The sequence below is a fragment of the Parafrankia sp. BMG5.11 genome (genome assembly GCF_004337455.1).
Genome location: NZ_SJXI01000078.1, coordinates 94,902 through 117,727 on the forward strand (window position 1 = coordinate 94,902; position 22,826 = coordinate 117,727).

20 protein-coding genes and 1 pseudogene are annotated in these 22,826 nt (G+C 73.6%); 15 read left to right on the plus strand and 6 right to left on the minus strand.

Annotated features, from left to right (window positions below; translation table 11 throughout):
* The first annotated feature begins 138 nt into the window (after positions 1 to 138).
* On the plus strand, positions 139 to 453 hold the full coding sequence (locus E0504_RS39695) for a hypothetical protein (protein WP_071063881.1): 315 nt from the start codon (positions 139 to 141) through the stop codon (positions 451 to 453).
* Between the two features lie 14 nt (positions 454 to 467).
* Positions 468 to 1,967 carry a class I adenylate-forming enzyme family protein gene (locus tag E0504_RS39700; RefSeq protein ID WP_112104931.1) on the plus strand — a complete coding sequence of 500 codons (1,500 nt, stop codon included), beginning with the start codon at positions 468 to 470 and terminating at the stop codon, positions 1,965 to 1,967.
* 102 nt (positions 1,968 to 2,069) lie between these two features.
* Here the strand turns inward: E0504_RS39700 and E0504_RS39705 are convergent, their stop codons facing one another.
* The 4 genes and pseudogenes from E0504_RS39705 to E0504_RS39715 all read right to left on the minus strand — a co-directional run bounded on the left by E0504_RS39705 (position 2,070) and on the right by E0504_RS39715 (position 5,045).
* The gene (locus E0504_RS39705) at positions 2,070 to 2,882 is read right to left on the minus strand and encodes a VIT1/CCC1 transporter family protein (protein WP_112104930.1); all 813 of its coding nucleotides are present in this window, start codon (positions 2,880 to 2,882) and stop codon (positions 2,070 to 2,072) included.
* Between the two features lie 32 nt (positions 2,883 to 2,914).
* The gene (locus E0504_RS54570) at positions 2,915 to 3,328 is read right to left on the minus strand and encodes a hypothetical protein (RefSeq protein ID WP_235013651.1); all 414 of its coding nucleotides are present in this window, start codon (positions 3,326 to 3,328) and stop codon (positions 2,915 to 2,917) included.
* Positions 3,328 to 4,073, minus strand: a pseudogene (locus E0504_RS54575) (amino acid transporter); the annotation flags it as partial. The pseudogene E0504_RS54575 and the gene E0504_RS54570, both read right to left, overlap by 1 nt.
* A gap of 3 nt (positions 4,074 to 4,076) precedes the next feature.
* Positions 4,077 to 5,045, minus strand: coding sequence for a hypothetical protein (locus E0504_RS39715; RefSeq protein ID WP_131626917.1), 969 nt, complete (start codon positions 5,043 to 5,045; stop codon positions 4,077 to 4,079).
* A gap of 236 nt (positions 5,046 to 5,281) precedes the next feature.
* Here E0504_RS39715 and E0504_RS39720 point away from each other — a divergent pair, with 236 nt between their 5' ends.
* The gene (locus tag E0504_RS39720; protein WP_071063649.1) at positions 5,282 to 6,217 is read left to right on the plus strand and encodes a sulfotransferase; all 936 of its coding nucleotides are present in this window, start codon (positions 5,282 to 5,284) and stop codon (positions 6,215 to 6,217) included.
* A gap of 142 nt (positions 6,218 to 6,359) precedes the next feature.
* A complete protein-coding gene (locus tag E0504_RS39725; protein ID WP_112104934.1) occupies positions 6,360 to 6,728 on the plus strand; it encodes an STAS domain-containing protein in 369 nt (122 codons plus the stop codon).
* Between the two features lie 10 nt (positions 6,729 to 6,738).
* Here E0504_RS39725 and E0504_RS39730 read toward each other — a convergent pair whose 3' ends face one another.
* A complete protein-coding gene (locus E0504_RS39730; protein WP_071063653.1) occupies positions 6,739 to 7,764 on the minus strand; it encodes a sigma-70 family RNA polymerase sigma factor in 1,026 nt (341 codons plus the stop codon).
* Positions 7,765 to 7,938: 174 nt separating this feature from the next.
* On the opposite strand from E0504_RS39730, the gene E0504_RS39735 reads away from it, so the two are divergent.
* From E0504_RS39735 to nhaA, 11 genes are all read left to right on the plus strand, one after another.
* Complete coding sequence (locus E0504_RS39735) at positions 7,939 to 9,330, plus strand: hypothetical protein (RefSeq protein ID WP_112104928.1); 1,392 nt, start codon at positions 7,939 to 7,941, stop codon at positions 9,328 to 9,330.
* A complete protein-coding gene (locus E0504_RS39740; RefSeq protein ID WP_243657837.1) occupies positions 9,317 to 10,336 on the plus strand; it encodes a glutamate ABC transporter substrate-binding protein in 1,020 nt (339 codons plus the stop codon). Before E0504_RS39735 ends, E0504_RS39740 begins: the two co-directional genes overlap by 14 nt.
* A 391-nt stretch (positions 10,337 to 10,727) precedes the next feature.
* Entirely contained in the window at positions 10,728 to 11,678 is a 951-nt protein-coding gene (locus E0504_RS39745) for a glutamate ABC transporter substrate-binding protein (RefSeq protein ID WP_235013617.1), read from the plus strand.
* 5 nt (positions 11,679 to 11,683) lie between these two features.
* Positions 11,684 to 13,096 (plus strand): hypothetical protein, encoded by a 1,413-nt coding sequence (locus tag E0504_RS39750; RefSeq protein ID WP_131626918.1) that lies wholly within the window; start codon positions 11,684 to 11,686, stop codon positions 13,094 to 13,096.
* The gene (locus E0504_RS39755) at positions 13,093 to 15,399 is read left to right on the plus strand and encodes a serine/threonine-protein kinase (RefSeq protein ID WP_131626919.1); all 2,307 of its coding nucleotides are present in this window, start codon (positions 13,093 to 13,095) and stop codon (positions 15,397 to 15,399) included. The genes E0504_RS39750 and E0504_RS39755 overlap by 4 nt, the downstream gene beginning before the upstream one ends.
* Entirely contained in the window at positions 15,396 to 16,517 is a 1,122-nt protein-coding gene (locus E0504_RS39760; protein ID WP_112104831.1) for a protein phosphatase 2C domain-containing protein, read from the plus strand. Before E0504_RS39755 ends, E0504_RS39760 begins: the two co-directional genes overlap by 4 nt.
* Positions 16,517 to 17,821, plus strand: a complete 1,305-nt coding sequence (locus E0504_RS39765; protein WP_112104832.1) for a VWA domain-containing protein — start codon at positions 16,517 to 16,519, stop codon at positions 17,819 to 17,821. Before E0504_RS39760 ends, E0504_RS39765 begins: the two co-directional genes overlap by 1 nt.
* 62 nt (positions 17,822 to 17,883) lie before the next feature.
* Positions 17,884 to 18,447, plus strand: a complete 564-nt coding sequence (locus E0504_RS39770) for an FHA domain-containing protein (RefSeq protein ID WP_112104837.1) — start codon at positions 17,884 to 17,886, stop codon at positions 18,445 to 18,447.
* 100 nt (positions 18,448 to 18,547) lie between these two features.
* The gene (locus E0504_RS39775) at positions 18,548 to 19,225 is read left to right on the plus strand and encodes an NADPH-dependent FMN reductase (protein WP_198541322.1); all 678 of its coding nucleotides are present in this window, start codon (positions 18,548 to 18,550) and stop codon (positions 19,223 to 19,225) included.
* A gap of 375 nt (positions 19,226 to 19,600) precedes the next feature.
* A complete protein-coding gene (locus tag E0504_RS39780; protein WP_071063670.1) occupies positions 19,601 to 20,371 on the plus strand; it encodes a class I SAM-dependent methyltransferase in 771 nt (256 codons plus the stop codon).
* Positions 20,372 to 20,542: 171 nt separating this feature from the next.
* Entirely contained in the window at positions 20,543 to 21,940 is a 1,398-nt protein-coding gene (nhaA, locus tag E0504_RS39785) for a Na+/H+ antiporter NhaA (RefSeq protein WP_112104833.1), read from the plus strand.
* Here nhaA and E0504_RS39790 read toward each other — a convergent pair.
* Entirely contained in the window at positions 21,884 to 22,528 is a 645-nt protein-coding gene (locus E0504_RS39790) for a DsbA family protein (protein ID WP_235013619.1), read from the minus strand. The genes nhaA and E0504_RS39790 overlap by 57 nt on opposite strands.
* Positions 22,529 to 22,826 lie beyond the last annotated feature (298 nt).

A 22,826-nucleotide genomic window follows, 5' to 3' on the forward strand; every position in this document is an offset into this window, starting at 1 on the left:
GGTGACTCTCGGCGGCGTCGTGCCCGGCAATCGGCTGGTGGCACGGCATCTCGGCGGCGATTCTGAGAGTCTGGTGCGAGGAGAATGGCCCCCCCGCGCGGATGTGCGGTGGGATGCCCGAACGAGGAGGTCACACGGGTGAGCACCCTGGTCAAGCCGGGTACGCGTTACAAGTCCACGGTGTGCGACACCGAGGTGATCGTCGTCAAGCCGCCGGCGGCCGCCGTCGACCTGCGCTGCGGCGGCCACCCGGTGATCGAGGTCGGCGCGGAGGCACCCGCCGGGCTCACCCTCGACCCGGCGTTCAGCGCCGGCACCCCGCTGGGCAAGCGGTTCGCCGACCCCGAGTCCGGGCTCGAGCTGCTGTGCACCAAGGCCGGCGCCGGATCGCTGTCGATCGGCGACGTCCCGCTCCCGCTGAAGGACGCCAAGCCTCTCCCCTCCTCGGACTGACGGGCGACAAGCACATGCACCTCGGGATGCTGTTGGAGATGGCCGCGGACGGCCTGGCCGACCGGGTCGCGCTCGGTCCGCGCGTCGGCGGGCTGAGCTTCGCCGAACTCGCGCACCAGGCGCGCCGGGTCGGTGCCGCGCTGCAGACCCTGCCTGGAGACCGGGTCGGGCTGATCGACCTGAACTCGCCCGCCGTCCCGCTGACCCTGTTCGGGTCGGCGATCGCGGGCAAACCGTTCGTGCCGATCAACTACCGGCTCGCCGACGAGCAGCTGCGCGCGATCGTCACCCGGACCGCGCCGGCCACCGTCGTCGTCGGGGCCGGCGTCGCCGAGCGGCTGGGCGACATCGACGGCATCCACCTGGTCACCCGGGACGAGCTGCTCGCCATCGCCGCGGACACCGAGGCCAAGGAGGCCGACGGCTGGGGCGGCGACCCCGAGGACATCGCCGTGCTGCTGTTCACCAGCGGCACCACCGGCGAGCCCAAGGCCGCTGTGCTGCGCCACCGCAACCTGACCGAGTACGTCATCTCCACGGTCGAGTTCGCCGGTTCCGCCGAGGACGAGGTCGCGATCGTCAGCGTCCCGCCGTATCACATCGCCGGGGTGTCGGCGTCCTGCTCGTCGACCTACTCGGGACGTCGGGTCGTCCAGCTCGAGAGCTTCGAGCCCCGGGCCTGGGTCGACCTCGTCCGGGCGGAGTCGGTCACGCACGCGATGGTGGTGCCGACCATGCTCGGCCGCATCCTCGACGTCATCGAGGCCGACGGCCAGGGGCTGCCGTCCCTGCGGTCGATCTCCTACGGCGGCGGGCCCATGCCACTGCCGGTCATCGAGCGCGCGGTCACCGCACTCCCGCACGTGGGGTTCGTGAACGCCTACGGGCTCACCGAGACCTCGAGCACGATCGCCGTCCTCGGCCCGGACGACCACCAGGCCGCGATCGGCAGCGACGACCCGGAGGTACGGGCGCGGCTGGGGTCGGTCGGCAAGCCGCTGCCGAGCCTGGAGGTCACGATCCGCGACCCGGGCGGCCAGGAGGTCCCCACCGGCGAGCACGGTGAGATCTGGGTCCGCGGCGGGCAGGTCTCCGGCGAGTACCTGGGCATCGGGCGGATCGAGAACGACGGCTGGTTCCCGACCCGCGACGAGGGCCACCTCGACTCGGGCGGCTACCTGTACGTCCACGGCCGGCTCGACGACGTCATCGTGCGCGGCGGGGAGAACATGTCCCCGGGCGAGATCGAGGCTGTGCTCATCGCCCATCCCGCCGTCGAGGAGGCCGCCGTCGTCGGCATCCCGCACCGGGACTGGGGGGAGCAGGTGGTGGCCGCGGTCGTCACCTCCGGCGAGGTCACCGAGGACGAGCTGCGCGGCCACGTGCGAGCCCAGCTCCGGTCCAGCCGCACCCCGGAGCACATCCAGTTCCGCTCGGAGCTGCCGTTCAACGAGAACGGCAAGCTGCTACGCCGGGTGCTGCGCACCGAGCTCGAGCAGGCGTTCTCCTCCTGACCACCGGCGGCGGCCGGTGCGCGGCGATTGGATCGCCGCCCGCCGGCCGCCGCGGCGGGAGCCGCTGCGGCTGGCCTCGAAGTCAGGTGTGACAGCGAGGCGTCAGGCGATGAAGGCGTTGACCAGGACGCCGATGCCGTAGGTGGCGGCAGCCGCGACCAGGCCCAGCAGGAGCTGGCGGGCGCCGCTGTAGAACGCCGAGCGCTCGGTGAAGCGGCTGACCGCGGCCCCGAGGGCGAACAGCCCCAGCCCGGCGAGCACGGCCGCGATCGCGAACGAGGCGAACCCGGCCAGGTAGGGCACCACCGGCACCAGCGCGCCGAGGGCGAACGCACCGAACGACGCACCGGCCGCGCCGAGCGGGGACGGCAGATCGTCCACATCCAGGCCGAGCTCGTTGCGGGCATGCACGCGCAGCGCCGTGTCCGGGCTGTGCGCCAGCTGGCGGGCCACCGACTCGGCGGTCGGCGCGTCGACCCCCTGATCGCGGAAGAACCCGACCAGCTCGGCGTGCTCTGCCTGCGGATACAGCGCCAGCTCCCGCCGTTCGACCTCGATCTGTGACCGCATCGCCTCGTTCTGCGAGCGGACGGAGGTGTACTCCCCGGTCGCCATCGAGAACGCCCCGGAGGCCAGGCCCGCGAGCCCGGCCAGCACGACCGCCGGCCGCCCGGCGGCCCCGCCCGCGAACCCGCTGATCAGCGCGACGTTACTGACCAGACCGTCCATCGCCCCGAACACCGCGGGACGCAGCCACCCCGCGCCCGCCGAGTGCTTCGAGGGATGCGCCTCCCCCGTCCGCGCCCTCGCCGACCGCCCGCCCGCAGGCCGCTCGTGCTCCGCTCGGTCGCCGTTGCCGCCTCGTCTCACGAGGGACGAGGCTACGGCGGTCGACCGTCCTCGGGCCGGCGCCATGGGCGAGCGCCACACCCCCTCGTCGGAGCCGCTCAGGCCACGTGGACGAACAGGCGGCGCTGTGGGTCGGGCTCGGCCTCGCGGAGGATCTCCCGGGTCGTCGAGGCGACCTCGCCGGCTCCGAAGAACACGAAGCGCGCCAGATTCTGCAGCGGGTTGCCCTCGGACCACTCGAAGTACACGTTCGGCCTGGTGCCGGTGAGGTCGCGCAGGTGCAGGAGCAGGGCCGCGATCGCGTTCGGGACGGAGTTGCTGGTCAGCTGCAGGATCCGGTACCCGTGCCGCTCCCGTCCGCAGACGTCGAGCCGCCCCTCGAACTCCGACGAGTCCGGGTTGTCGGCGTACTCGGCGGCGTCGCCGGTGTCGAACTCGTTGGCGACCAGGTGCAGCGCCCCGGAACGGGCCGCCTCGGTGACCCACCGGGTGGCCGTCTCGTCGAGGCGCACGCCAGCGCCCGCCCGTTCGCCGGGCCGCCGGGCTCCGCGAGCCGCTCGGGGATGAGGACCGTTGTCGCGAGGCTGCTGGTGAGCAGCCGCCGCGCGCCGCGGATCCGGCCGGCGGGGTTCGCGTCGGTGTCGGCGGTGTCGTCGGGGCTGTCCGGGCCGCCGCGGATCAGCGGCATCACCGCTACACCGGTCTCGAAGCCGGAGAGTCCCAGCGCGAGCTTCGGGAAGACGTTCAGGGCCAGGTACACCACGACCAGGACGACGGCGATCCCCACCGCCCCTCGGTGAACCCGCGCGGGAACACGGCCGCGAGCAGGGCCAGGAGCACCAGCGTGACGGCGACCTCGTGGCCGGCGAGCAGGTCCGGCGCGTACGGGTTCTCCAGGATGTGCGCGGTGGCGTCCGCGGCCGAGAGGGTGATCGTGATCAGGAAGTCGGTGCAGGCGAAGCCGAGGAGCACCAGGACCAGCAGCTTGCCCTTCCACCAGGAGAGCTGCTTCTCCAGGATCGCGATCGAGCCCTCACCACGCGGGCTCTCGCCGGCGACCCGCCGGTAGACCGGCAGCGCCCCGAACAGTGTCACGGCGACGAGCACCGCCGTGGCGATCGGGCTCACCGCGCCGGCCGCGAGGATGGCGATGCCCGGCTGGTAGCCCAGCGTGGAGAAGTAGTCGACGCCGGTCAGGCACATGACCCGCCACCAGTGGTGGCGGGGATGGTGCGGTTCGGGCTGCGCGTGCGGGCCGGGTCAGCTCCGGGGGTGCAGGTCGGTGCGCAGCTCGTGCGAACCGTCGGGACGGGCCTGCTCGTAGTAAAGCCGGTGGCCGCCATCGGGCAGCGGCACCACGCTGACGTACCGCAGCGCGCCGCCGTACGGTGAGACCGCGATCGGAGTGTCGCCGACCGCCGCGAACCCGTTGAGCCCACCGACGGCGATGCCGGTGCGCTCCGACCAGTTCTCCGTCGCGCTGGCCCGGCCGTCGTAGTAGGCGACGGCGTCCAGCCGGGCGCCCCCGCCGTCGAGACCGCCCCCGTCGCCGACGCCGCCCCCGACGCCGCCGAGCAGGACGGCCGAGATCCGGACCCCGCGGGCGTCCCACGCGCCGGGCCGGGGCGCGAGCGCCGTGCCCTGCCACGTCCAGGTCAGCCCGTCCGGGCTGGTCGCGTGCCGGCTGTCCATGCGGTCGGTGGCCGCCGGGTCGTCCAGTGGATGGCAGGAGGCCCACAGATGCCACAGGCCGTCATGCCAGACGACGACCGGGTCCTTGACCGCGGTCAACCGGTCGCCGGGGAGCACGGTGCGCCGGGTGGCGGGATCGAAGGCGTCCGGCGCGTCCGCCTCGAGCACGTCGACCCACCAGTGCGGGCTGTCCGGCGTCGCGCAGCTCACGTAGAGCCGCCAGCTCCCCCACGGGGTGGGCACCAGGGCCGGCCGCTCCAGCGACTCCGCGGGGAAGGCGTCCCGGTGAATCGTGTGGATCGAGGTGAACCGCTCACCGTCGTCGGAACGGGCGATCACCACCGCGTACCCGCGGCCGTGCCCGACCGGGCGGCGCAGCCGGTAGGCGAGGTAGAACGTGCCGTCGACGAGCACGGCGCTCGGCGCCCCGGCCCAGAAGCCCGGCCCCTCGCCCGGGGGCGACACCACCGTTACCGCGTTGTCCGGCGTAGGCAGGGGCACGTTCACGGCTGTCCGCTCGACCTCGTACGTCACCACGGGCGGAATCCTACTTAGCTGATGAACAAACCCGGCAACCGACACGGTCGGTCACTCACCGCAGTCGATCCGGGCTCTTACCAGGGCCTCGACCGTAGCGTCGGCCAGAACGCCGGCCTGCCACGGAACACCCACGAGGGTGCCCGGCGCGATGCTTTTCACTTTTTTCAATCGGGAATGTCACTTAGTCTGTTCCGATCCCACATCAGCCGCGCCGGCCCCTGGAGCAGTCGTCGATGTCCCTGCCCGACTTCCTCGTGATCGGGGTTCCCAAGGCCGGCACCACGGCGTTGCACGCCGCGCTCAGCCGCCACCCCGAGCTGTTCCTCTCCCGGGTCAAGGAACCGAAGTTCTTCCTCTCGGAAGGCCCGCCGCCCGCGCGCGGCGGCCCCGGGGACGCGCAGACCTACCAGGAGCACGTCTGGCGCCGGGCGGACTACGAGGCACTGTTCGACCCCGCGCCCGACGGCGCCCTCCGCGGCGAGGCGACGCCGTTCTACCTGTACGACCTCGACGCGCAGAACCGCATCCGCCGGCTGATCCCGAAGGCCCGGCTCGTCGTCCTGCTGCGCAACCCGGTCGACCGCGCCCACTCGAACTGGACGCATCTGTGGGCCGCCGGCCTGGAGTCCGAACGTGACTTCGTGCGGGCGTGCGCCCTGGAGGAGCGCCGCCGCGACGCCGGCTGGGCGCACTTCTGGCACTACGTCAGTCAGGGGCTCTACGGCCGGCAGCTCGAGCACCTGTTCGGCCTGTTCGCCCGGGAGCAGGTGCTGGTGCTGCGCTACCGCGACCTGCGGGACTCCCCGGTGCCGACGCTCGACCGGGTGTGCGAGTTCCTGGGCGTGCAGACCGGGCTGCTCGACGCCGTCCCGTCCCAGAACGTGACGCCGTTCGTCGCCGACACGGCGGCGAACGCGGTGCTGCGCGCCGTCCTTCGCACCGGCGGGCGGATCGGGCACCATTTCCCGGCCCCGGTGCGCGCCGTGCCACGCGGGCCGCTGCTGACGGCCCTGCAGCGGCAGCGGGGCGGAAGGCCGACGATGACACCGGCACAGCGCGCCGCCGTCCTGCCCTACTTCACCGCGGACATCGCGCTGCTCGAGCAGGTCACCGGCCAGTCCTACGCCGACTGGCTCACCGTGGGCCTCGAGCCGGACGTCATCGACTGATCCGGGCAGGCCGAGACCGGTGACGGCGGCGCGGCCGGTGGCGGGGGCGATGAGTTCGGGGTGACCGATCGGTCTGTGTCGGTGGGTGGGCCACGTCGGTGGGTGGGCCACGGTGCGCGCACCCACGGATGAGAGGCCGATCATGCCCGATGACGGATCGCCGCCGCCAGGCGCCGCTGCCACGGTTGTGCTGCCCTTCCCTCCCGGGCTCCGGCGGGAGGCCGTTCCCGAGCTGTGCGCGCGGCTCGACGAGCTCCTGCGCGCCGACACGGAAGCCGCCGTCCTCCTCGACACGACCCCGGTGGGCCGGCCGGACGCCGTCGTCGTCGAGGCGATCGCCAGGCTCGTGCTCGTCGCGCGAAGGCACCACCGGCTCGTCCAGGTGCACGCACCACCACGGGTCTGGGAGCTGCTGGCTCTCACCGGCCTCGCCCCGCTCGTCGGACGCCTCACTCCCGCCGCCGCGCCGACCTCGACGCAGCAGGCACAGGACGTGCCCGGCCGGCGTTGACCGGGCAGCACTAGCCAGGCAACCGGGCCGGCAGGCCGAACAGCGGGAAGAGGCGCTCGACGTCCAGGAACGTGTTGATGCCGGCGACCCGCCCGGCCGAGACCTCCAGGACGACCAGGCCCCACGGGTCGTGCCCGGAACCCGTGGCGCTGGGCCGGTACTGCCCGAAGGCCGGGTGGCCGTTGGCCACGGTTGGCAGCAGCCGCGAGCCCCGGCAGCCCTGGCCCGTACCGAGCATCCATGCCCGGACGTCGGCGTGGCCCCGCAGCCACAGGCCCAGCGGCGGCATCGACATCGTGACGTCCTCGTGCAGCAGCGCCGCGAGGGACTCGAGGTCGTACCGCTCGAACGCGTCGACATAGCGGGCGAGCAGCTCCCGCTGCTCGGCGTCGGCGGGGCGCAGCGGGTCGGCGTCGGAGATCTCCGACGCGGCGATCGTGGCGCGCGCCCGCTGCAGGGCGCTGTTGACCGAGGCGACGGAGGTCTCCAGCAGGTCGGCGACCTCGGCGGCCGACCAGCCGAACACCTCGCGCAGGATGAGCACCGCCCGCTGGCGGGCCGGCAGGTGCTGCAGCGCGACGACGAACGCGAGCCTGATCGTCTCGCGACGGGCGGCGAGATCGGCGGGGTCGGCCGCGTCGGCGGCGCTGGAGTAGACCTGGCCGTCCGGCGCGGGCACGATCCAGGCCGTCTCCGGCAGCGGCGCGGGCAGCGGGGAGTCGGCCGTCGACGGGCCGGCGAGGTCCATCGGCCGGGCCCGCCGCTGACTGGCGCCGAGCATCGACAGGCACACGTTCGTCGCGATGCGGTACAGCCACGACCGCAGCGCGGCCCGGCCTTCGAACCGGTCGATTCCGCGCCAGGCGCGGATCATCGTGTCCTGCACGGCGTCCTCCGCCTCGAACGGCGAGCCGAGCATTCGGTAGCAATAGCCGGTCAGCTCGCGGCGGTACGGCTCGAGAAGGTTCTCGACACCCGCCTCCGCCCCGGCCAGAGCAGCCCCGCCGGTTCTGCCGCCGGGAGGAACGTCACCCATCAGAGGTCACCTCGATTCGCCCTCCTGATTCACCGCCCCGATCGGCCGCCGCAGGTCACCGACGCCCAGAACCAAGGCTAGCCAGCACCTCCGACAAAACCGCCGCGGCCATGACGCGCACCCGACAGTGCGCGGGTCTTTCCCTGCGCCACAGCAGAATTAAGATCATCAGACATGAGCACGGTGGGAACGCCGTCCGCAGCACCGGCCGCCGGTAACCCGGCGCCCGCGTCCGGCTCGGCGACTGCTGTCTCCACGGTTTCGGGCGCCACGGCCTCCGTCGCCGCGGCGGCGGGGACGATCCGGCGACGGAGCCGGACTCCACCCGGATTCCTGCGCCTGCTGTCCGCCGGGCTCGTAGGTGTCCTGATGGTGACGCTGTCCGTCTGCCTGCTGTCCACGCTCTCCCGCCAGCACGCCGTGGACGCCCTCGCCCGCGACTCCGGTGCGTCGTTCGTGGCGGCGCAACAGCTGCACGCCGAGCTCTCGGTGGCCGACGCGACCGTGGCCCGCGCGTTTCTGGCCGGCGGCGTGGAGCCGCCGGCCCAGCGGACGGCCTATCAGGAGAGCATCGCCTCGGCGAGCGGGCGCATCGTCGACCTGGCGCTCGCCGGCGGGCCGCGCGAGCCGCTGAGCGTCCTGGCGGCCCAGCTGCCGGTGTACACCGGCCTGATCGAACGGGCGCGCGCGAACAACCGGATCGGAAATGTCGTCGGCGGCGCGTACCTTCGTCAGGCCTCCGAACTCATGCAGACCAGGATCCTCCCAGCGGTCGACCGGCTGGCCGCCGAGGACGCGCTGGACATCGATCGCGGGTACGCCCAGGCGACGCGCTGGTACCAGCCGGTCCTCGTCGGCGTGGCCGGCGCGGCGGCGCTGGTCGCCCTGGTCGCCCTGCAGATCCGCCTGTTCCGGCGGACGCACCGGATGTTCAATCTGCGCCTGGTCGCCGCGACGGTACTGGTCGTGATCGCGACGGGTCTCACCCTGCTGGCTTTCGGTGTCTCCCGGGCCCGCCTGGTCGACAGCAGGAACGACGCCTTCCGGCCGATGACGGTCGTCGCCCAGGTGCGGGTGCTGGCGCTACGGGCCTGGGGCGACGAGAGCCTCTCCCTGATCGCCCGCGGCAACGGCGACGACCTCGACGCCGACGCGCGCCGGGTGACCGAGCGCCTCGGCTACGACCCGGCGGGCCGACCGGCCGGTACGGGGACGCTCGCCACCGCCGCGGCGCTGGACGGCCCGGACGCGCCGGGACGGGACGTGCTCGTACCCGACTGGGAGCGCTACCAGGACACCGCCGTCCGGGTCCGGGACCTGGTCCGCGACGTCGGCGGCTTCCAGGAGGCCGTGCGGGTGGCCCTCGACGAGGGAACCTCGACGTTCACCCGCTTCGACGGCGACGCCGAGACGGCGTTCACCGCGAGCCGCGGGCGTTTCGCCGCCGGGCTGAGCTCCGCCGCGGGCACCTACGACGGTGTCGCCGCCGGTACCGGCACGGCGCTCGGGCTGGCGATGCTCCTCACGCTGGCCGGGGTGCAGTCGAGGATCAATGACTACCGCTGACGGCATCTCGGCAACATCGGTGATCACCCGCCGCACACCCGCCAGCCGAGCGCTGCTCATGCTCGTGGGGATCGCGGTCCTGCTCGGCGCCTGTGGCACGGTCGACAACCCGCTCCCCGAGCAGGCCCGGGCGATGCCAGCGGCCGGCGCCACGCCCAACAGCACCGCACCGGCCAGCGCGACGCCGTCGGCGGCCGGCGACTGCGGGGACCCGACGGCCAGCCTGCGCCCGCCCACCGAGCTGCCGTCCCCCGGCGCCATGCCGGCCGGGTCGCACCTGGAGACCGTCGCCCAGCGCGGCTATCTGACCGCCGGCGTCCTGGCGGACGTGCCGCCGTTCGGTTTCATCGATCCGTTCAGCGGCGAGTTCGCCGGCTTCGACGTCGACATGGCCCGGCTGATCGGGCGGGCGATCTTCGGCGAGGACGGCCACGTCCGCTTCCGGGCCGTGACCTACCCCGAGCGGATCCCCGTCCTGCGGGACGGCACGGTGGACGTGGTCGTGGCGACCATGACGACGAACTGCGAGCGCCGCGCCCAGGTGGACTTCTCCGCCGTGTACTACGAGGAGGCGAACCGCGTACTCGTCCCGACCGACTCGCCCTACCAGGGCATGGAGGACCTCGGCGGCCGGCGGGTGTGCACAGCGGCGGGGACGACGACCCTCGACCACATCAGGAACGCGGACCCGCGGCCGGTCGCCGTCGCCGCGCCGACCATCGGTGACTGCCTGGTGGAGCTTCAGGCCGGAACGGTGGACGCGATCACCACCACCGAGGCCATCCTGGCCGGGATGGTCTCCCAGGATCCGCGCGTCCACATCGTCGGGCCGAGGTTGACGCTCGAGCCGGACGCCATCGGCGTGAGCCTGAACCACCCGGATCTGACCCGCTTCGTCAACGGCGTCCTCGCCCAGGCGATCGCCGACGGAAGCTGGAACCGCCTCGCCCAGACCTGGCTCCCCGGCCTCTCCCCCACCCCACCCACCCCCACCTACCGCGGCTGACCCCACCCACCTGCCCCGTTCCGGCCCGGGCCGGGTCTCGCAAACCTGACGCCCAGAAAAGCCCACCCCAACACGACCGTGGCGGGTCAGTGAGTCCATGGACTCTCCCAAGCGCCACGCGTCTTTCGGGCCCGGCTACCCCGGCGGGGAGAGGACGGGGATGGCTGGTGGGGGGATGAGGTAGGCGGGAGTGGCTGGGGTTGTGGGGTTTCGGGGGTGGGTGGGGCGTTGTGTGCCGGAAATGAGATCGGGTGACGAGAACACGACAAGTCACGATCGGAGGAGTACCGACGATCTAGCATCAGCGATCATGCGGAGGGTCGGACGCAGGCCAGGCCGCCGAAGCCGGCGGATAACATCGAGGATCACGCTGAGCACCACGTTCAGAGCGATGATCTTCGCCGCCGTACCGCTGCTCGGCACCACCGCGGCCTGCGGCACCGTGACGAGCGCGCTGCCGGCGGTCGGCGACCCCCTTCCGGCCGCTGTCACCCGGCAGTCGCCGCTGCCGGCACGCTCCACCGCGTCCCCGGGGTGCGGTGACCGCACCGCCAGCCTGCGCCCGCCGGTCACGCTCCCCCCGCCCGGCCAGCCGGACGGCCCCACCCTGCGCGAGATCGTCGACCGCGGCTACCTCACGGCGGGGGTCCGTCCCGACACGCCGCCGTTCGGGTCGCGTCACCCGGACACCGGGGAGTTCGAGGGGTTCGACGTCGACCTGGCCCTGCTGGTGGGCCGGGCGCTGTTCGGCGCGGACGGCCATGTCCGGTTCCGGGCGGTGACCGGCGCCGACCGGGTCGCTCTCGTCCGCGACGGCACCCTCGACCTGGTCGCCGCAACGCTGACCATCACCTGCGAGCGCGCGGACGAGGTCGACTTCTCCGCGCCCTACTACCGGACGGCCAAAGCCGTGCTGGTGCTGGAGGACGCGCCCTACCAGGGCCTCGCGGACCTCGGCGGCCGGCGGGTGTGCGCGGCGGCCGGCACCACCTCGCTGCAGCAGGTTGTCGACGCGCCGTCGCGGCCGATCCCCGTCCAGCTTGCCAGCCCGGCCGACTGCCTGGTCGCGCTGCAGGCGGGAACGGTCGAGGCGATCGTGAACGACGAGGCCGTCCTGGTCGGGATGGTCAAGCAGGACCCGGAGACCCGCATCGTCGGTGTCGGCGCCTTCGACGTGGCCATGGGCATCGCCGTCGCCAGGGACGCGCCGGACCTCACCCGCTTCGTGAATGGCATGCTGGAGCGGGCGGACCGTGACGGAACCTGGACGGCGATCCACCGACGATGGCTGGGCGACGTCCGCCAGCCGCCCCCGCCGCCGGCCCCTGTCTACCGGGACTGATCCGGATGGCCTCGCGACGCGACGTGGACGACGCCCTGGCGCTTCTCCGGTCGGAGACGGCGGCGCTGTCGACGAGCCTGCTCGAGCTCGACGCGACCGCGGAACAGGTGCTCGGCGACGTCACGCGGCTGCGCGGGCGGACCGCCGCCCGCGCCGCGGTGGCCCGGGCCGGGCTGGGATGGCTGTGGAACCGCCATCGCGCCGTCAGCGAGGTGCTCGGCCGGGTCGAGGCTTTGCGCGGCCTGCCGGATTCCCGGATCGGCGCCCGGCAGGCGGCGCGGGTCGACGCGTTCCTGCGCGAGCCGCCGTCGCACCCGCCCACACCGCCGCCCGGGGAGTTATCCGCGCCGCTGCCCAGGGAGCTGGGATCTGCCCCTGGACAGCTGCCGGCCGGTGCGACCGACAGGCTCCCGCGGAGTGCGGCCGGCAACCTGCCGGCTGGCGCGGCCGGGCGCCTCCTCGCCGGCACCCGGGAGATCGCCGAGGCGGTCCGTGCCGAGTTGGCGGCGGTGACGGCGGCCCGGGCCGCGCATCACCGGATTCTTGTCGACGCGGCGCGTGGGCTCGCGGAGACCGACGCCGTCTGCGCACGCCTCGCGATACCCGACCTGCCGGAGCTGGTCGCCGCGCGCGCGGCGATGGGCGCCGCGGCAGCGGCGGTGACGGCCAACCCGCTGGAGACCACACCGGACGACCTCGGGCCCACCATCGCCGCGGCCGCCCAGGTAGGTGAGCTGGTCGCCGTCCTACGCCGAACTTTCGACGGGCTGGACGCGGAGCTCGCCGCGGCCGAGGACATGCTGCACCGGATCGTGTCGGTCGCGCAGGAGGGTGAACGCGCCGCCCGCACTGTGGTGGAACGCCTCACCGGCGACCCGACCGGCCTGGTGCGGCTGGGTGACGGATGGTTCGACGGCCCGCGCAGCGGGCTGCGGCCATGGCTGGACCGGCTGGTGGCGGCCGGTGCCGCGGGTGAGTGGCGGCTGGTCGCCCACGGCCTGGGCGCCTGGCACCGGGTCGCGCGGGAGACGCTCGCCGCGGCGGAGGAGACCGTCACGACGAACTCGGCGCCGCTGCGCCGTCGGGACGAGCTGCGCGGCCTGCTGGGCGCGCTGCGCGCGAAAGCCGGCCGGCTCGGCCAGCTCGAGTCGCCTCATATCGGCGAGCTGTACGAACGCGCCGCGACCGCGCTGCGCACCGTCCCGGTTGATCTGGACGCGGCACAAGCCCTGGTCACGGCATTTGGCGACGCCCTGCTGAACATCCCGCCCCCGCCACCGGCACCGGCACCGGCGTCCGCGCCGGTGGCAGCTTCAGTGTCCGCGCCGGGCGAGGTCGCGGGGGTGTCGGCGGTGTCGGCGGCGCGGCAGGTTGGTGACGGGGGCGGCCATGCCGCGTGGACGGAGGAACGCTGGTGACGGTCGACGGCATCGCCTGCCCGGAACCCGACTGCGACGGAATCATCGAGGACGGGTACTGCAACATGACCGGGCTGGCGTACCGGCCACCCGAGCCTGATCCGGGGCCACCGCCCCATCCCGACCCGACCGGGCCTGGCACGAGCGGGTCGGGCACGAGCGGGTCGGGCACGAGCGGGTCGGACGGGAGCGGGTCGGACGGGAGCGGGTCGGCTGGCGGATCCGCGTCGTGGAGTTTGACGGCGGGCGGGACACCGCGCCGGCGTCGCCGCCCGGGCCGGGCCCGTCGTCCCCAGAGCCGGCTCGGGGAGGGGCTGGTGGACGTCCCGGACATGCCGACCCCCGATCCGGAGTCGCTGCTGCTCACCGACCCGTGTGTTCCGGAGCACCGGCGGGTGTGCTCGGCCTGCGGGGCCGAGGTCGGGCGGGCCCGCGACGGCCGGCCGGCTGCCGTCGAGGGCTTCTGTGTCACGTGCGGGCACCAGTTCTCGTTCGTCCCGGCGCTGCGCGCCGGTGACCGGGTGGGTTCCTACGAGATCGCGGGCGCGCTGGCGCACGGCGGGCAGGGCTGGGTCTACCTCGCCCGCAACCGTGAGGTCGCGGACAACTTCTGGGTCGTGCTCAAGGGCCTGCTCGACAAGGATGACCCGGACGCCCAGGCCGCCGCGATCGCCGAGCGCCGCTTCCTCTCCGCGGTGGACGACCCGGCGATCGTGCGCATCCACACGTTCGTCAGGCACGCGGGTACCGGCTACATCGTCATGGAGTACGTCGGCGGGACGTCGCTGCGCGAGGTCCTGCGGCAGCGCCGGGCGGAGGGGGGGCGTCCCGACCCACTGCCGGTCACCCAGGCGATCGCCTACATCCTGGCCGTGCTGCCGGCGTTCGCCTACCTGCACCGCAACGGCCTGGTGTTCTGCGACTTCAAGCCGGACAACGTCATGCTCGGCCGCGAGAGCCTGCGGCTGATCGACCTGGGGGCGGTCCGCCGGCTCGACGACGAGAGCGGCGCGTCCTACCGGACCCGCGGCTACTCGGCCCCGGAGGTCGAGACCGAGACGCCCACCGTCGCCTCCGACCTGTACACGGTCGGGCGGACGCTGGCCACGCTGATCCTGAACTTCCGCGGGAACACGACCACCTACGTCCACAGTCTCCCGCCGGCGTCGACGCACGAGGTCCTGGCGCGCCACGAGTCGCTCGACCTGTTCCTGCGCCGGGCCACGGCCTGGCTGCCCGAGGACAGGTTCGTCTCCGCCGACGAGATGCGCGACGAGCTGCTCGGCGTGCTGCGCGAGATCCTCGCCGCGGAACGGGGCGCACCCGTGCCCGCGCCGAGCCGGCGGTTCACCGGGGACGTCCACCTGACCGGGGAGGACGCCGACGGGTCGGTCGTCAGGCCGCGGTGGGCGAGCCTGCCACGGCTGCGCGTCGACCCGGAGGATCCGGCCGCGGGCACCCTCGCGGCGCTGCCCGACAGTTCGCCCGCGCAGCTCGCCACGCTGCTGGCGGCCATCAGCCCGGCGACGGTCGAGGTCCGGCTCCGGCTGGCCCGCGCCCACCTCGAGAACGGGGACACCGCCGCCGCCGCGGCCGTGCTCGACGAGGTCGAGGCCGAGGATCCGTTCGAGTGGCGGGTCCGCTGGTACCGGGGGCTGCTCGCGCTCGACGGCGGCGACGGCGACGGCGACACCGCCGCGGCGGCCGCGGCGTTCACCGACGTGTACGCGCAGGTGCCCGGGGAGCTCGCGCCCAAGCTGGCGCTGGCCGTCACGGCCGAGGCGGCCGGCGACCAGGCCCGGGCCGCCACGCTGTTCGACCTGGTCTCGCGGACGGACGACGGATTCACCAGCGCCGCGTTCGGCCTCGCCCGGGTGCGGGTCGCGGCGAATGACCGCGCCGGCGCGGTCGCCGCCTACGAGCGGGTTCCGCCCTCGTCGGCGGCGTATCAGGAGGCCCGGATCCGGACCGCGCTCGTCCGCGGGACCAGGACGGCGGCCGGTGTGCCGCGGCCCGCCGACCTGGTCGCCGCGTCGGGCATCCTCGCTGGCCTGGACGTCGACCGGCGGCGCCGGGTGGCACTCACCCGGGACCTGCTGCGCTGCGCGCTGGACCTGCTCCTCGCGGGAGACACGCCACCCGACCCGGACGTCGAGGTCGCCGGCACCCGCCTACGCGAGGACGACCTGCGCTTCGGGCTGGAGCGCGCCTACCGGGAGCTGGCCACCCTGGCGCGGAGCGCGCAGGAGCGCTACGACCTGGTGGATCTCGCGAACGCCGTGCGCCCGAGGACGCGACGGTGAGCGGGCGCCCGGCGGGGCCGCTGCCCCGCCCCGAGGAGCAGACCCCGGTCACGACGCCGCCCGCCTGCCCGCGGTGCGCCGCGACGCCGCTCGCCGGGGACCGGTACTGCGAGCGGTGCGGCGCGGCCCTGACCGCGACGGCCGCCTCCGGGACCGGGCCCGCTTCGCGTACCGCCGCCGCCATGCACGCCGTACTCGTTGCCGACGTCGACCGGTACGAGACCGACCTCGGCGCCGCCGCCGGTGTGTCCGACCGCGGCCTCGTCCACCACTCGAACGAGGACGGAATGGGCGTGGCGTTGGCCGCCGACAGCAGCGTCGGCGCGGTCGGCCTCGGCGCGGTCGGCGTCGTCTGCGACGGGGTGTCGAGTGCGCGGGGCTCCGGTCCGGCTGCCGCGGCCGCTGCCGCGGCCGCGACGGCTCTGCTGACCGACCGGGTCGAGGCCTGGCGGTCCCGGGCCGTTCCGGTGCCGGCGGGCGGGCCGGGCCCCGGCCTCGCACCGCAGCAGGCCTACCTCGGTGGCGGGCGGGCAGGCGGGGCGGCGACACCCGAAGCGGAGCGGGACACGGCCGGCGAGATGGCGGCCGCCCTGCGTGACGCCGCGCGGGCGGCTCAGAACGCGGCCGTCGCGGGGGCGGCCGGGCTCGGCCTCTCCCCCGCGTGCACGTTCGTGGGCACCGTCGTCGTGGACGCGACGCTGGTCGTCGGATGGCTCGGCGACAGCCGCGCGTACCTGGTCGACAGCTCCGGCGCACGCCGGCTCACCGAGGACGACACCGTCGCCGCCGAGGCCGTGCGGGCCGGCCGGCTGGCCCCTGAGCTGGCCGAACGCGGACGCGACGCCCATACGATCACGCGCTGGCTGGGAGTCGGGAGCGCCTCCGCCATTCCCCGGATCCGCGCCGTCGCGCTGCCGAGCGCGGGACGGATCGTGCTGTGCAGCGACGGCCTGTGGAACTACGCCTCCGCGGCGGAGACGCTCGCCGGCCACGTCGACGCGCTCGGGCCCGGCGCGCCGGCGATCGACGTCGCGCGGCACCTGGTCGAGGTGGCGCTGCGCGGGGGCGGCTCCGACAACGTGACCGCGATCGTCATCGACATTCCAGGGAGAACCTGATGGTGGACTTCAGTCTCGAGGTCAGCCAGAACAAGTACCTGCCCGAGGGGTCGGGCGAGGTGCACGCCGTCATCACCGTCACCGCGCACGACGTCCGCCCTGGTACTCCCGACGGCCCCGACGCCCCCGGGACGGCCGGGGCCGCCGCCACGGCGGGCGCCGCCGAGGTCATCCTGCTGGACTGCTCGGGGTCGATGGACTACCCCCACTCGAAAATCATCGAAGCCCGCCGGGCGGCCCAGGCCGCCGTCGACACGCTGCACGACGGTGTCGCGTTCGCCGTGGTGGCGGGCACCGGGCAGGCCGAAATGGTGTACCCGACGCGCCAGGAGCTCGTCGAGGCGTCGCCGCGGACCCGCGAGGCCGCGAAGGCCGCGGTGAAACGGCTGCGGCCCCACGGCGGCACCGCCATGGGCCGGTGGCTGCTGCTCGCCCGCGACCTGATGGCCACCCGCCCGGACGCCATCCACCACGCGATCCTGCTGACCGACGGCCAGAACGGCGAGAGCGAGGCCGTCTTCGCCGCCGCGCTGGCCGCGTGTGAGGGCCGGTTCCAGTGCGACTGCCGCGGCGTCGGTGCCGACTGGAAGGTGGCGGAGCTGCGCCGCGTCGCCTCCACCCTGCTGGGCGGCGTCGCCCTGCTGCGCGAGCCGGCGGAGATGGTGGAGGACTTCCGCTCGCTGATCGAGCGGGCACAGGCCCGCGGGATCGACCGGGTCGGCCTGCGGGTGTGGACGCCCAAGGGGGCGACGATCCGGTTCCTGCGCCAGGTGTCGCCCGAGCTCGAGGACCTCACCGCGCGGGCCGTCGAGGTCAATCCGCTCACCCGCGACCATCCGACGGGCGCCTGGGCCACCGGGACACGGGAGTACCACCTGTGCGTCGACGTCCCCCCGGCGCCGGTGGGGAACGAACGGCTCGCCGCCCGCGTCAGCGTGATCGCCGGCGAGGACGAGCTCTCCCGGACGGCGGTGCTCGCCGCGTGGTCCGAGGATGACGAGCTGTCGACCCGCATCGACGAGGTCGTCGCGCACTACACCGGCCAGACGGAGCTGGCGCGCGCCGTGCAGGGCGGGCTCGCGGCACGCCGCGACGGGGACGAGGTCAGCGCGGTCACCCTGCTCGGCAGGGCCGCGCGGATCGCGGCCGCCGCCGACGACGGCGCGACCCTCGAACGGCTGGCGAAGGTCGTCGACATCGACGACGCGGCCACCGGAGCGGTACGGCTGCGTCCCCAGGTCGACACCCTCGACGAGATGGACCTGGACGCGGGCTCGACCGTCACCGTGCCCGCCCGGCGGTGAGCTCGCCGCACCCCCCGGGCCAGGTCAGCGCGGACGCCCCGTGCGCCGGGTGCGGGTTCCCCATGCCGGTGACCGAGCCCGTCTGCCGCGCGTGCGGTCACAACGCCGTCACCGGGACAGGCCCCCGGGCGGTCGGCGTGGTCCCACTGGGCCGCGCGGCGACGCGCGCCGCTCCGGAGGCGACCGACGGGTGGGCGTCCAACGGTTCGGCGGGCACCGGATCGGCGGGCACCGCGTGGGCGGTCGAGATCGCTCCCGACCGCGCCTACTTCGACCGCGGGGAGAACGACGGCGCGGTCTTCCCCACCGACGCGGCCGGCCGGCTGATCCGGATGACGGCCCCACGGGCGGTCATCGGACGGCGCAGCCGCTCCCGAGGCCGGGCACCGGAGCTCGATCTCTCGCTGCCTCCCATGGATCCTGGCGTGTCCCGCTCGCACGCACTGCTTGAGCGGCACGCCGACGGGACGGTCACGGTGACCGACCTCCGCTCGGCGAACGGGACCTGGCTCGGCCCGGACGCGGCCCACCTGGCCAGGGTGGGTGTGGACGACTCGGCGCTCGTGCGCGAGGGCGACCACGTCTTCGTCGGCGCCTGGACCCGGGTGACCGTCAGACCACGCTGAACGCCCGTCCATCCCCGGACTCCACCGACCGTCCAGGCCCTGCCACGTCCCGCACCCATACCTTGACCTGAAGTTAGGTTTAACCTTTAGTCTGGCCGTCATGAGCGATCTGACGATCTCCAACCAGCGCGCGGCGGCTGAAGCCGGGCCCGCGGACACACCACCGAGTGCCGCCGAGCACACGCCGGACATCACACCGCTGCGGGTCGCGGTCGTGCTCGCGAGCGTCCGCGCCGGCCGGTTCGGCCCGGTCGTGGCCGGGTGGTTCGCCCGCCGGGCCGGGCAGCGCCCCGACGTCACCGTGGACGTCGTCGACCTCGCCGGGATCGCCGGGATCGGCGGCGCGAACACCGCCGTTGTCGACACGGCCGCTGTCGACCCGATGACCTGGGAGTCCTTCGCGGACCGCGTCGGCGCCGCCGACGCGGTCGTGATCGTCACCCCGGAGTACAACCACAGCTTCCCCGGACCGCTCAAGACCGCCGTCGACGCACTCGGCCCGCAGTGGCACGCCAAGCCCGTCGCGTTCGTCGCCTACGGCGGGATGTCCGGCGGGCTGCGCGCCGTCGAGGCGTTGCGGGTCGTCTTCGCCGAGCTGCACGCGGTCACGATCCGCGACACGGTCAGCTTCCACAACGCCTGGAGCCGGTTCGGTGCCGACGGCGAGCCGCTCGACCCCGGCCCGGTGGACGGCGCGGCGACAGCGCTGCTGGACCAGCTCTGCTGGTGGGGGTCCGCCCTGCGCGACAAGCGGCGCACCCACCCGTACCAGCGTTGACCGGGTGACCGGGGCCCCGGATCCGGTGACCGCGCCCGCCGGCGACGCGGCGATCTCCCGTCCCACCTCGAACCGTTCCGTCGTCGTGATTCGCCCTCCCACGACCCGGCCCCACGACCCGGCCCCGGGAGCCGATCTGCGCGGTTCGCCCGCCGCACCCCCCGTGTACCCCTTCTGTCGCGTCTCGTACAGTCACGGGGCCCGGCGGATGCCGCGTCTGCCGCGTGCGCGGCAGACGCCCACGTCAGGCTATGACGCGGGAACCCGGCACCGGCGCCCACCACGGCATCCCCGCGCCCGACCACCATCGCGCCACGGCGCGTGGTGGCCACGACGTGCAATGGCGGCGACGTTCAACGAGGAGCGGACGAACGGATGATCGGCGACGACACCCACGTGCGGAACAATCGCACCCGGTGGAACGAGATCTCCGACGACTACCAGCGGTTCAACGCCCCCCAGATCCGCGGGCAGGCGTTCACCGGCGACATCACCTGGGGGGTGTGGGGCATCCCCGAGTCGCGGCTGAACGTCCTCGGCCACGTCGTCGGACTCGACGTGCTGGAGATGGGCTGCGGCGGGAGCCAGTGGTCGACCGCGCTCGCCCGCCGCGGCGCGCATCCGGTGGGGCTCGACCTCTCCGAGCGCCAGCTGCACCACAGCCGCCGGCTCCAGCGCGAGACCGGGCTCGAATTCCCGCTCGTGCAGGCCAGCGCGGAGGAGGTGCCGTTCGCGGCCGGGTCGTTCGACATCGTCTTCGCCGATCACGGCGCCTTCTCGTTCGCCGATCCCTACCGGGCGATCCCCGAGGCGGCCCGGATCCTGCGCCCCGGCGGGCTGCTCGCCTTCGGTCACGTGAGCCCGATCTACGAGATCAGCATCCCGGACGGCGCCGAGGCCGCCGGCGACCGGCTCGTCGGTGACTACTTCGGCCTGCGCCTCATCTCCGACACCGACGGCCTGGTCAGCGCGAACCTGCCGTACGGGGCCTGGATCAGGCTGTTCCGCGAGAGCGGGTTCGTCGTCGAGGACCTCGTCGAGCCGAGGCCCGAGACCGGCGCGGACGCCACCCACCGCGACAACGCCGAGGAGGCGTGGGCGCGCCGGTGGCCCTCGGAGTGCATCTGGAAGGTCCGCCGGGTCTGACCGACCGCCGGGGCCCGGGGCGGCCCACGAACGGGTCACCCGGTCCGGGCGCCCAGGCCGGCGCCAGGCACGAGGATGACGTGCGGAGGCACGCACGATTTCACCTCGAGGAGGATCGACGCACACGATGAGCCCGACCCCACCGATCCCGAGCGCAGAAATCCCGGCCGCATGACCGTTCCGACCAGGCCGGGGCCGGAGCTGCGGGTCCGGCTGCCCCAGGTCGCGCCGTCCGTCCGCGAGTTCCTCGCGACGGAGGCGGGTGGCGCCGTCCTGCTCGTCATCGCCGCGACGGCGGCGCTGATCTGGGCGAACAGCCCCGTCGCGGACAGTTACCACGACCTCTGGGAGACCACCGCCACCCTCGGGGTGGGGGACGCGGCGCTGTCGATGACCCTGCACCACTGGGTCAACGACGGCGCGATGGCGATCTTCTTCGCGGTCGTCGGGCTGGAGATCAACCGCGAGTTCACCACCGGGGAACTGCGGGACCGCCGGACGGTCGCCGTGCCCGCGCTCGCCGCGGTCGGCGGTCTCACACTGCCGGCGCTGATCTACTTCCTGTTCAACTCCTCCGGGCCCGCCGCAGACGGCTGGGGCATCCCGATGTCGACCGACACCGCCTTCGTCGTCGGCATTCTCGCCCTGTTCGGGCCGCGCTGCCCCGACCGGTTGCGGCTGTTCCTGCTGACGCTGGCCATCGTCGACGACATCGGCGCGATCGCCGTCGTGGCGATCTTCTACACCGACCAGGTGGACGCGGTCTGGCTCGGCGCCGCGGCCGCCGTCCTGGTCGTGATCGGGGTCATGCGCTGGATGGGTGTCTGGCGGCTGCCGCCGTACGTGGTGGCCGCGCTCGTTCTCTGGGTGGCGATCTACTCGTCGGGGGTGCACGGGACGCTCGCCGGCGTGATCATCGGGCTGGTCCTGCCGTCCGCGCCGCCGCGCCGCGAGCAGATCGACGAGGTGCCGATCTACGTCCGGGCACTACGGGAGGACTCCACGGCCTCGCGGGCCGCGCTGGCCGTCTCCGCGGCCAAGTCCACCGTCTCCACCAGCGAACGGCTGCAGTACACCCTGCACCCGCTCAGCGCGTACCTGATCGTGCCGATCTTCGGCCTGGCCAACGCGGGCGTGCACCTCGACAGCCACACCCTCGCGGACGCGTCCACCTCCCCGGTCACGATCGGGGTCGCGGTCGCGCTCCTGGTCGGCAACGGGATCGGGATCACGGCGACCTCGCTGGTCGCCATGCGCACCGGGCTCGGCGCGCTGCCCGGCGGTGTCCGCTACGGCCACCTGGTGGGCGCGGCCGTCCTCGCCGGAATCGGGTTCACCATCTCGCTGTTCGTCACCGAGCTGGCGTTCACCGACGAGGCCCTCGCCGAGCAGGCCAAGATCGGGATTCTGGTCGGCTCCTTCGCCGCCGCGGTGCTGGGCACGTTCGTGCTGCGCTATGTCGGGGAACGCTGGTCGTTGTGCTCGCCGGGCTCCGACGAGGCGATCCCGGCGCTACCGCCGCGCCCATGGCACTCGCCGACGCCGGCCGTCATCCCGGTCATCCGCTGACCGGCCGGAACCCGTGCGGGCGACGGCCGTCCGCAACGGCCCGAGCTCGAGCCGGCCGCGGTACCGCACCCCGTCGATGAAGATCGTCGGGGTGCCCTGCACCCGCAGCTCGGCGCCGCCGGCGTAGTCGGCCTCGACGGCGTCGCCGTAGGGCTGGGCCGGGTCGCCGACGACGAGGTCGGTCTCGATCCCCAGGGACCGGGCGAAGGCCATGAGGTACTTGTCGGCCAGCTTGTCCTGGTTCGTGAACAGCAGGTCGTGCATCTCCCAGAACCGGCCGTGCGCCCCGGCGACCTCGGCCGCCAGCGCGGCGGTGAGTGCGTAGGGATGGATGTCGAAGACCGGGAAGTGCCGGAACACCTGCCGGACCTGGCCGTCAGAGGAGTCGACCAGCTCGTGCAGGATGGCGGCCGCACGGGCACAGTAGGGGCACTCGAAGTCGCCGTACTCGACGATCACCACCGGCGCGCCCGGCTCACCCCGGGAGTGGCGCCCGGGATCGGTCGAGACGCACCGGCTCTGCTTCCCAGCTCGCCCGTGCGCCTTGCGGGCGTCGGCCCGTGGGCCGACACCCGGCCCCGACGGCACGTCGCAGACACCGGTCGCACCCGGATCCCCATCGGACCCCGCGCCATTCACCGAATTCTCGCGAAACGCACCACCCGCTTGAGCGGACACATCCACGCGAACTCCCGCATCTTCTTCGTTTACCATTCCTTCAGGAACTTCCACGTTTTCTTCAATTGGCGACCCTTCACGAATTCGGCACCCCTTCACGAGTCACAGCATTCCCGCCAACCACAGAATTCTCTCGGACCACAGCGTTCTTGCCAACCACAGAATTCCCGCCAACCACAGTATTCTTGTTAACTACAGTATTCTTGTT

What these genes read in the sequence shown, in the direction of transcription:
- E0504_RS39720 (WP_071063649.1), top strand. Translation starts at nt 5,282, where the DNA reads ATGTCCCTGCCCGACTTCCTCGTGATCGGGGTTCCCAAGGCCGGCACC.
- E0504_RS39780 (WP_071063670.1), top strand. Translation starts at nt 19,601, where the DNA reads ATGATCGGCGACGACACCCACGTGCGGAACAATCGCACCCGGTGGAAC.
- E0504_RS39730 (WP_071063653.1), bottom strand. Translation starts at nt 7,764, where the DNA reads ATGGGTGACGTTCCTCCCGGCGGCAGAACCGGCGGGGCTGCTCTGGCC.
- E0504_RS39770 (WP_112104837.1), top strand. Translation starts at nt 17,884, where the DNA reads ATGCCGGTGACCGAGCCCGTCTGCCGCGCGTGCGGTCACAACGCCGTC.
- E0504_RS39775 (WP_198541322.1), top strand. Translation starts at nt 18,548, where the DNA reads ATGAGCGATCTGACGATCTCCAACCAGCGCGCGGCGGCTGAAGCCGGG.
- E0504_RS39725 (WP_112104934.1), top strand. Translation starts at nt 6,360, where the DNA reads ATGCCCGATGACGGATCGCCGCCGCCAGGCGCCGCTGCCACGGTTGTG.
- E0504_RS39735 (WP_112104928.1), top strand. Translation starts at nt 7,939, where the DNA reads ATGAGCACGGTGGGAACGCCGTCCGCAGCACCGGCCGCCGGTAACCCG.
- E0504_RS39765 (WP_112104832.1), top strand. Translation starts at nt 16,517, where the DNA reads ATGGTGGACTTCAGTCTCGAGGTCAGCCAGAACAAGTACCTGCCCGAG.
- E0504_RS39750 (WP_131626918.1), top strand. Translation starts at nt 11,684, where the DNA reads ATGGCCTCGCGACGCGACGTGGACGACGCCCTGGCGCTTCTCCGGTCG.
- E0504_RS39740 (WP_243657837.1), top strand. Translation starts at nt 9,317, where the DNA reads ATGACTACCGCTGACGGCATCTCGGCAACATCGGTGATCACCCGCCGC.
- nhaA (WP_112104833.1), top strand. Translation starts at nt 20,543, where the DNA reads ATGACCGTTCCGACCAGGCCGGGGCCGGAGCTGCGGGTCCGGCTGCCC.
- E0504_RS39745 (WP_235013617.1), top strand. Translation starts at nt 10,728, where the DNA reads ATGATCTTCGCCGCCGTACCGCTGCTCGGCACCACCGCGGCCTGCGGC.
- E0504_RS39705 (WP_112104930.1), bottom strand. Translation starts at nt 2,882, where the DNA reads ATGGCGCCGGCCCGAGGACGGTCGACCGCCGTAGCCTCGTCCCTCGTG.
- E0504_RS39700 (WP_112104931.1), top strand. Translation starts at nt 468, where the DNA reads ATGCACCTCGGGATGCTGTTGGAGATGGCCGCGGACGGCCTGGCCGAC.